Here is an 8,566-nt window from a genome sequence, read left to right as displayed (position 1 = left end):
GCGCCGTGATGCCGTTAGACGCACCGTCCTGGTTCACCGCCGAACCACGCACCACCGCAAGAACCTCATGACCATTGCGCCGCGCATCCGACAACCGCTCCAACAACAGCACCCCAACACCCTCAGCCCAACCCGTACCGTCCGCGCCGTCCGCAAACGACCGGCAGCGGCCGCTGCGGGCGAGCGTGCCGTCGATGCTGAATTCCACGAACGTGCGCGGCGTGGCCATCACCGAGACCCCACCGGCCAGCGCCAGCTCACACTCCCCCTGCCGGAGCGACTGGGCGGCCAGGTGCAGCGTCACCAGCGAGGAGGAGCACGCGGTGTCGACGGTGACCGCCGGCCCCTCCAGCCCGAACGTGTAGGCGAGCCGGCCGGAGACGATGCCGGAGGAGCCATAGCTGCCGGGGTAGTTGTGGTACATCACCCCGGCGAACACCCCGGTCCGGCTGCCCCGCAGCGTGGCCGGCACGATCCCAGCCCGCTCGAACGCCTCCCACGACACCTCCAACAGCAACCGCTGCTGCGGATCCATCAACACCGCCTCACGCGGACTGATCCCGAAGAAATCCGGGTCGAACCACGGCGCCTCGTGCAGGAACCCACCCGCGGTGGCGTAGCTCGTGCCCGCGCGCTCACCGGTCGGGTCGAACAGCCGATCCAGGTCCCAGCCCCGGTCGTCGGGGAACCGGCCGATGCCCTCCCGGCCGCCGGCCACCAGGTCCCACAACTCCTCCGGGGAGCGCACCCCACCGGGGAAGCGGCACGCCATGCCGACGATCGCGATGGGTTCGCGGGCGGCCTCGGCAAGCATCTGGTTCTGCTCGCGAAGGCGCTCGGTCTCTTTGAGGGAGACTCGGAGGGCATTGACCAGTCGGTCCTGGGTGTCGTCCACTTAGCCGTCACTCCTCATGAATACGGCCCATTCGGCCTTACACCGCACCCGGCGGGCCCCGGTCCACGGCGACACCTTAAGAGCCGAGGACATCATGGCCCCACCCCTAGCCGGCCGACCCCCTCAGCGCGGTGCGAGCGCTGCGGAACGCGGGTAAACCCGCACGGAAACGCGTAGGGGTTGTCCAGCCGGGGATCCGCTGGAAATGTCCGGCGAACAAAGGCCGGGCGCGACCGTGATCCTGACGTAGGCCAGAAATCGCCCCACCCCAAACCACCGTGGCATCGGTAACCGGATGCCGCGACGGCGCGCCCGAGACATATCCGTCCCAGGTGATCGATACGCCATCGGAAGGGGACCATGGACAGGCTACTCATCGTCGTCGCCCACGGCGACGACGAGACGTTGGGCGCTGGCGGCACGATAACGCTCCTGACCGATGCGGGCGTGGAGGTCAGCTTGTGCGTCCTCACCAACGACGACAGCGCACGGGCTTGGGACGGACACGTCGTCACCGACCGGACCTCGCAGATACAGGCGGCCGCGAGCATCCTGGGCATCAAGCGGGTCCAGGTGAACACGTTCGGCGACAGCAGGCTGGACCAGGTCGGTCAGCTCGAACTCAATCGCGTGGTGGAGCGGGAGATCCGCGAATTCGAGCCGGACGCGCTCTTCACCACCAGCATGGCCGAGTTGAGCGTGGACCATCAGCTGGCCAGCCGCGCGGCCCGGGTGGCCGGTCGGCCGGGCCGCAGCGGCATCCGGGAGATCCGGTGCTTCGAGGTCCGGTCGGCGACCGACTGCGCGGAGGCGTCCGGGGTGGTGCCCACGTTCCGGCCGAACTGCTGGCAGGTGCTGGACGAGTCGCACCTGGAGCGCAAGCTGGAGGCGCTGCGGGCGTACGGCAAGGAGATCGAGAAGTGGCCGAGCGCCCGGAGCGAAGACGGCGTCCGGGCGCTCGGTGCCTATCGGGGTTCGCAGGTCTCCGCTCCGCTGGCGGAGGCGTTCGAGTTGGTCAGGCTTGTGCGGTAACGACCCGGGCAGGCGGGTCACCGGCGGACCACTCACCGAGGTGCCGCAGGATCGCCCGGTGTACCCCCTCGGCCTCGGCCCGAAGGAAGAAGTGGCCGCCCGGGAACACCTCGACCCGGCACCCCACGGTGGTGTGCCGGTCCCAGGCCCAGGCCTCGGCCAGGCTGGTCACCGGGTCGCTGTCCCCGACCAGAACGCAGATCGGCCGGTTGAGTTCCGGACCGCCGCCGTGCCGGTAGGTCTCCGCCGCGCGGTAGTCGCCGCGTACCGCGGGCAGCACCATGGTCAGCATCTCCTCGTCGACCAGGAGCGCGGCGTCGGTACCGCTCAGTTTCCGCAACTCCCGCACGATGTCCTGGTCGTCGCGGAGGTGTACGGACTCGTCGCGGTTGATCGAGGGGGCCCGCCGGCCGGAGGCGAAGAGTCCGAGCGGCGGGGTGCCGTCGCGCTCCAGCCGCCGCGCCACCTCGTACGCCACCGTGGCGCCCATGCTGTGCCCGAACAGCGCCAGCGGACGGTCGCACCAGGGGCGCAGCTCCGCCACGATCAGACCGGCCAGCTCACGCAGGTCGTCGACGCACCGTTCGGCTCGGCGGTCCTGGCGGCCCGGGTACTGCACGGCGAGGACCTCGACCGCCGGGCCGAGGGCGCGGGAGGTCGGAAAATAGAAGGTGGCCGCCCCGCCGGCATGCGGAAAGCACACCAATCGGACGGACGCCTCCGTATTCGGGTGAAATCTTCGGAACCACAGGTGATTGTCATCCATTACCGCTGCCATGGTTCTGGAATGCCAGATCCGACTCGCCTTCATCAACCCCTATATATCGCCCCCCTATGGCACCTCTGGTCACCGGAGTCCAGTCGGCGTCCAGTCCAGCAACAGTGACATCGATGATCCTGTCCTGGAAGGTCATCAACGATCGATCCAATGGTCGTTCGGCACCGAGAACGATGGCGGTGAGCATGAATTTTACGCCTGCGGCGCCCGGCTGCGCATGCGCTTCCTCGACAATAGGAAATCCGGCAAATGTATCGGTACCCGATGAAGCACTAACGGCCCTACGCGAACAGTTCACGCACAGCGAATCCGGCGCCGGCCGGCTGGTGCTCGTGACCGGACCGGCGGCCAGCGGCAGGACCCAGCTGTTGACCCGGTTTCTGCCGTCCGCGGCGGAATCGGGAGCACTGGTCCTGCATGCCACCGGCGCCCCGGACGAACAGCGCCTGAACGCCGGAATAGTTGATCAACTCTTCACCAACTCGGCCCTGCCTGCGGCCGTCGCCGATCAGGTCGGGGCGGTTCTGGCGCTGCTGCACCAGGCGCCGCCGGACGAGCACCGGCTCGGTTCCCCGGTGAAGGCGGCACCGGCCGTGGCGGACAGCGAGATCTGCCGGATCCTGCTCGGCCTGACCCGGACCCAACCGGTCGTCATTGGGGTTGACGACCTGCAGTTCGCCGACGAGAGCTCGGTCCGGATCCTGCTCCGCCTGCAGCGGCGGATCCGCAGCAGCCGCCTCCTGATCCTGCTGAGTCACCAGGACGCGGCCAGCGCGGCGGAGCGGCAACTGCTCGGCCTGTTCACCCGGCTCCCGCACGACCACGTACGGCTGGGGCCGCTCTCCACGCGGGCCGTCGGGCAGGTCGCCAGCGAGTTGCTGGGCGAGCCGGTGGACGACGAGCTGACCGGGCGGCTGCGCGAGCTGAGCGGGGGCAGCCCGTTGCTGGTCAACGCGCTGCTGGAGGACTACCAACGGAGCGAACGCGACGGGCGGCCGGTGACCGGCCCGGCCTTCGTCCACGCGGTGTCGATGTTTCTGCAGCGCCGGGAGGCGCCGCTGCATCGGGTCGCCGCCGCTATCGGGATGCTCGGCGACGAGCTCAGCCGGGAGGCGGTCGCCTGCCTCGCCGGGGTGACCGAGGACGTGGCCGAGGATCTGACCGCCGTCCTCGCCGGCGCCGGCCTGCTCGCGCACGGCCGGTTCCGGCACGCCGTGGCGGCCACCGCCGCGGTGGACAGCCTGCCGCCGGCGGCCAGGGCCCAGTTGCACGTCCGGGCGGCAAAGCTGAAGCTCCGGCAGGTGGCCCCCGCCGGCGAGGTAGCCGCGCACCTGGTCGCGGCAGGACAGCCCGCGCCGGCCTGGGCGGTTGACGTGCTGCGGCGGGCCGCCGACCGCGCCGCGCAGTCCGACGATACCGGCTTCGCGGTGCGGTGCCTGGAACTGGCCCTGTCCGCTGCGCCGGAACCCGCGCAGCGGCACGCGATCCTCGACGCGCTGGCCCGAGTCGTCTGGCGGGTCAATCCATCCGCCGCCGCGGCCTACCTTGCGGAGCTGCGGCACTCGGCATCCGACCCGGAGGCGGTCGGCGCGGAGCCGTTCACGCTGGCCCGGCACGCGCTGTGGCACGGCGAGGCGGATCTGTTCGCCAAGGCGGTCGCCGACCTGGCCAAGTGCCCCGACCGGTTCGACGCGCCGGCCGCGGCGAAGCTGACCCTGGCCGCCCAGTGGCACTTCGGCCGGTGCGAGGTACGGGTGGAGCAACCAGCCGATCCGGCGCCCCGGCACTCCGACCCGTGGCGGCACACCGCCGCCACGCTGATCGGGATGTGGATGGTCGGCACCAGCGACGCCACCACCGCCAGCGCCGAACAGATCCTGCGCAACTGCCCGCTGGCGGACACCACGCTGGAGTCGCTGGTCACGGCCATCCTGGCGCTGGCCCACGACAACCGCAGTAAGCGCGCCGAGTACTGGTGCGCCATGCTCAGCCAGCAGGCGGCGCGCCGGGGCGCGGTGGCCTGGCAGGCGATGATCGACGGGGTCTGGTCCGGGATCGTCCTGCGCCGCGGTGACGTCACCCAGGGGGTGACCCGTGCACGCGCCGCGCTGCGGCTGCTGGATACCCAGAGCTGGGGAGTATCGATCAGCTACCCGCTGACCACGCTGCTGGTCGCGAACACCGTCGCCGGTGCGTTCGACGCGGCCGCCGCGGCCCTGCACGAACCGGTGCCGGACACCATGTTCGGCACCATCGGTGGGCTGCGGTACCTGCGGGCCCGGGGGCAGTTCCACCTCGCCACCGACCGGGTGCTGGCCGCGATCAGCGACTTCCAGCGGTACCGGCGGTTGATGGCCCGCGCCAAGCAGGATCACCTGTCGCTGCTGCCGTGGCGTACCGACCTGGCCGAGGCCCACCTGCGGCTCGGCCACCTCGCGGCCGCCCGGGAGCTGGCCAAGCAGCAGCTGGAGCGGTGTGCCGAGACGGACACCTACGGGCGCGGCTCGGCCCTGCGGATCCTGGGCATGGTCGCCGTACAAGCGGAGCGGCCGATCCTGCTCGGCCAGGCGACGGAGTGCTTCAAGCGCTCCGGGGACCTGCTGGAGTTGGCCCGGAAGCTGAAGGTGCCGGGGCAGGAGTTCCCTCAACCGGCCGACCAGACCGGGCCGGCCCGGGTCGGGGCGCCCCAGGCCCTGCGCGCGCTGTCCGCCCCCGACACACCGTCGGCGTCCGGCGAGCCGCCGGAGTCCAGTGTGCTCACTGAGGCGGAACTCCGGGTGGCCCAGCTCGCCGCGCTCGGCCAGACCAACCAGCAGATCGGCAGCCGGCTCTTCATCACGGTGAGCACCGTGGAGCAGCACCTGACCAGGGTGTACCGCAAGATGGGGATCCGCGGCCGCAGCCAGTTGGCGGAGCAGCTGGCCTCCTCGGCGCTCGAAGCGACCGGTTAGGGGCGGGCGTCCAGCTCGGCGTCGAGGATGCCGAAGATCTCCTCCACACCGGCCGCGTCCAGGTCGGCGGCCGGCATCGGGTCGACCCGGTGCGCCTCGGACCACCGCGCGGCGAGCGCCCGCAGCCGGCCGGCGACGCCGGTGTGCGCACCGGCGTCGGGTACCCCGGTCGCCAGCGCCGCCTCGATCGCGGTCCCCAGGGCGATGAGCGACGCCTCCAGCGGTACCGCGCCCGGCGCGCTCCCCACCATCTCGGCGCCGAGGTGCTCGGCCAGGATGGCCGGCGACGGGTAGTCGAAGATCAGGGTGGCCGGCAGCTGGCGCCCGGTGCCGGTGTCCAGCCGGTTGCGCAACTCGATCGCGGTGAGCGAGTCGAACCCGAGGTCGAGGAAGCCCCGACCGGGATCCACCGCCTGCGCACCGGAAAAACCCAGTACGGCCGCGACGTTCTCCCGCACCAGGTCGAGCAGTGCGGCACCGCGTTCCCCAGCGGGCAGGGCGGCGATCCGGGACCAGGCCGAGTCCGTGACCGGCCGCGCCGATCCGCCTCGCGCCACCGGCCGGCCGGACGCGGCGGGCGGCCGGCGGACCGGATCCGGATCGAGGTCGCGCAGCATCGCCGGGACCGGTTCCGGACCCGGCGCGGGGACCGCGAGCCGGGCCGGCAACAGCACCGGCTGCTCGGCGCGCAGCGCGGCGTCCAGCAACGCCAGGCCGTCGGCCGCGGACAGGCCGATCACGCCGGCGCGGACCATCCGGGCCACGTTCGTCGGGGACAGTTCCCCGGCCATGCCCTGGCCGGTCCAGGGCCCCCAGGCCAGCGACAGCCCAGGCAGCCCGCGGCTGCGCCGGTGGGCGGCCAGGCCGTCCAGGACGGCGTTCGCCGCCGCGTAGTTCGCCTGGCCCGGTGCCCCGAGCGTGCCGGCGACCGAGGAGAACAGCACGAAGAGGGAGAGATCGAGCCGGTCGGTGTACTCGTGGAGGTGCCGGGCGGCGTCGGCCTTGGCCGCCAGCACGGCATCCAGCCGGGCCGGGGTGAGCGAGCCGAGCACGCCGTCGTCAAGCACTCCGGCGCAGTGCACCACACCGGTCAGCGGCTGGTCGGCGGGGATCGTGTCGAGCACCGCGGCGAGCGCGGCCCGGTCGGCCACGTCGCAGGCGACCACCCGGACCGAGGCGCCGGCGGCGCGCAGGTCGGCGGCGAGCTGCCCGGCGCCGGGCGCGTCCGGGCCGCGCCGGCTGAGCAGCAGCAGGTGCCGGGCGTGGTACACGGTGACCAGGTGCCGGGCGACGAGGCCGCCGAGGGTACCGGTGCCACCAGTCAGCAGCACGGTACCGGCGGCCAGTTCGGGCGGGTCGGGCCGGCGCGACGCGGTGGGCGGTCGGGTCAGCCGGGGCACCAGGATCTGGCCGTCCCGGATCGCCACCTGGGGCTCGTCCAGGCTGGGCACGTCCCGCACCCGGCGCAGCGAGGCGGGTGCACCGTCGACGTCGACGAGCAGCAGCCGGCCGGGATTCTCCAGCTCGGCCGAGCGGACGAACCCCCAGACCGCCGCGCCGGCGAGGTCGGGTACGTCCTCGCCGTCCCGGGCCGGCACCGCCCCGGAGGTGAGCACGATGAGGCGGGAGCCGGCCAGGCGTGGCTCGGCCAACCAGTCCCGCACCGTATCCAGCAGCTCGTGCAGCACCCGATGCAGTTCGCCGTGCCCGGCCGGGACCAGCACGGTGTCGGGTACCGGGTCGGCGCCGGCCAGTGCGGGCAGGTCGGCGTACCGCCGGCCGCCCGGCGGGAGCATCTGCTCGACCCCCCGTGGATCGTCGCCGAGCATCGCCCAGCCACCAGTGTCCACAGCGGACGAAACGGGCGCCGGGCGCCACCGCACGGCGTGCAGCCACCCGGCGGTGTCGCCGGGTCCGGGCGCCGGTGCCGGGCGGACCGCCAGAGTGTCGACGGAGAACACCGGTGCCCCGGTTTGGTCGGCGCAGCTCACCGCCGCCGAGCCGTCCGGCCCGGGCCGCACCCGCACCCGCAGGCTCGTTGCCCCCTGCGCGGTCAGTGCGACACCGGTCCACGAGAACGGCACCAGCGGCCGGCCGTCCTCGGTGGACACCTGCCGGGCAGCGGCGTGCAGCGCGGCGTCCAGTAGGGCCGGATGGATTCCGTACCCCTCGGCGTCGACCCCGTCCGGCAGGCCGACGTCGGCGAACACCTCGTCGCCGCGCCGCCAGGCGGCCCGCAGGCCCCGGAAGGACCGCCGGTAGTCGAGGCCGGCTCCGCGCAGGGCCAGGTAGACGTCGTCGACTGCCAGTTCCGTCGCGCCCTCCGGTGGCCAGGCCGTCAGGTCGGTGGTCGCCGGCCAGGGAGTCTCCCGGGTCAGCCGGCCGCGGGCGTGGGTACGCCACGTTCCGTCGCCGGGTTCGTCGACGCGCGAGTGCACGCTCACCGGGTGCCGTCCATCCCGGTCCGCGGCTTCGACCCGCACCTGGAGCAGCACGTCGGCGTGCTCCGGTAGGGCGAGCGGCTCGGCGAGCACCAACTCGGCCAGGCCGGTGCAGCCGATTTCGGTGCCGGCGCGTAGGGCGAGTTCGACGAAGGCGGTGCCGGGTAGCAGGGTCTGGTCGAGCACGGTGTGGTCGGCGAGCCAGGGCTGTGCGGTGGTGGACAGCCGTCCGGTCAGGAGTACGCCGTCGTTGTCGGGTAGGTGGGCGACGGCGGCCAGGAGTGGGTGTTCGGCGGGGGTCAACCCGGCGGCGTTCAGGTCGGTGTCGGTGGTGGGGGTGAGCCAGTACCGCTGCCGTTGGAACGCATACGTCGGCAGCGGTACCCGCCGGACGGCGATACCGGTGAAGTAGGCGTCCCAGTCGATTGGCGTCCCGTGGGTGAACAGCTCCCCCACCGCCTGGGTGACC

The 8,566-nt window shown here is 72.5% G+C and carries 6 protein-coding genes; 2 read left to right on the top strand and 4 right to left on the bottom strand.

What is annotated here, in order from left to right:
• Positions 1–895: beta-ketoacyl synthase N-terminal-like domain-containing protein (locus tag E1193_RS27860; RefSeq protein ID WP_132186150.1), on the bottom strand; the 895-nt coding region annotated here is incomplete at its 3' end.
• A gap of 360 nt (positions 896–1,255) precedes the next feature.
• Here E1193_RS27860 and E1193_RS27855 point away from each other — a divergent pair.
• Positions 1,256–1,927, top strand: coding sequence for a PIG-L family deacetylase (locus E1193_RS27855; protein WP_132186149.1), 672 nt, complete (start codon positions 1,256–1,258; stop codon positions 1,925–1,927).
• Here the strand turns inward: E1193_RS27855 and E1193_RS27850 are convergent.
• Positions 1,911–2,630, bottom strand: coding sequence for an alpha/beta fold hydrolase (locus E1193_RS27850; protein ID WP_243707942.1), 720 nt, complete (start codon positions 2,628–2,630; stop codon positions 1,911–1,913). The genes E1193_RS27855 and E1193_RS27850 overlap by 17 nt on opposite strands.
• A gap of 55 nt (positions 2,631–2,685) precedes the next feature.
• Complete coding sequence (locus E1193_RS32175; protein ID WP_165945848.1) at positions 2,686–2,892, bottom strand: hypothetical protein; 207 nt, start codon at positions 2,890–2,892, stop codon at positions 2,686–2,688.
• Here E1193_RS32175 and E1193_RS27845 point away from each other — a divergent pair.
• Positions 2,819–5,656, top strand: a complete 2,838-nt coding sequence (locus E1193_RS27845) for an AAA family ATPase (protein WP_347877051.1) — start codon at positions 2,819–2,821, stop codon at positions 5,654–5,656. The two genes, E1193_RS32175 and E1193_RS27845, sit on opposite strands and share 74 nt — an antisense overlap.
• On the opposite strand, the gene E1193_RS27840 is transcribed toward E1193_RS27845, so the two are convergent.
• The coding region (locus E1193_RS27840) for a type I polyketide synthase (RefSeq protein ID WP_132186146.1) at positions 5,653–8,566 on the bottom strand (2,914 nt) is incomplete at its 5' end. The genes E1193_RS27845 and E1193_RS27840 overlap by 4 nt on opposite strands.

It is taken from the genome of Micromonospora sp. KC606 (assembly GCF_004348675.1).
Classification (GTDB): domain Bacteria; phylum Actinomycetota; class Actinomycetes; order Mycobacteriales; family Micromonosporaceae; genus Micromonospora.
Note: the sequence above shows the minus strand (reverse complement) of the source record. Positions and strands in the feature narration are given on the sequence as shown.

Bases quoted from the DNA above. Each gene is read 5' to 3' on its own strand.
- E1193_RS32175 (WP_165945848.1), bottom strand. From the start codon at position 2,892: ATGCTCACCGCCATCGTTCTCGGTGCCGAACGACCATTGGATCGATCG.
- E1193_RS27845 (WP_347877051.1), top strand. From the start codon at position 2,819: ATGATCCTGTCCTGGAAGGTCATCAACGATCGATCCAATGGTCGTTCG.
- E1193_RS27855 (WP_132186149.1), top strand. From the start codon at position 1,256: ATGGACAGGCTACTCATCGTCGTCGCCCACGGCGACGACGAGACGTTG.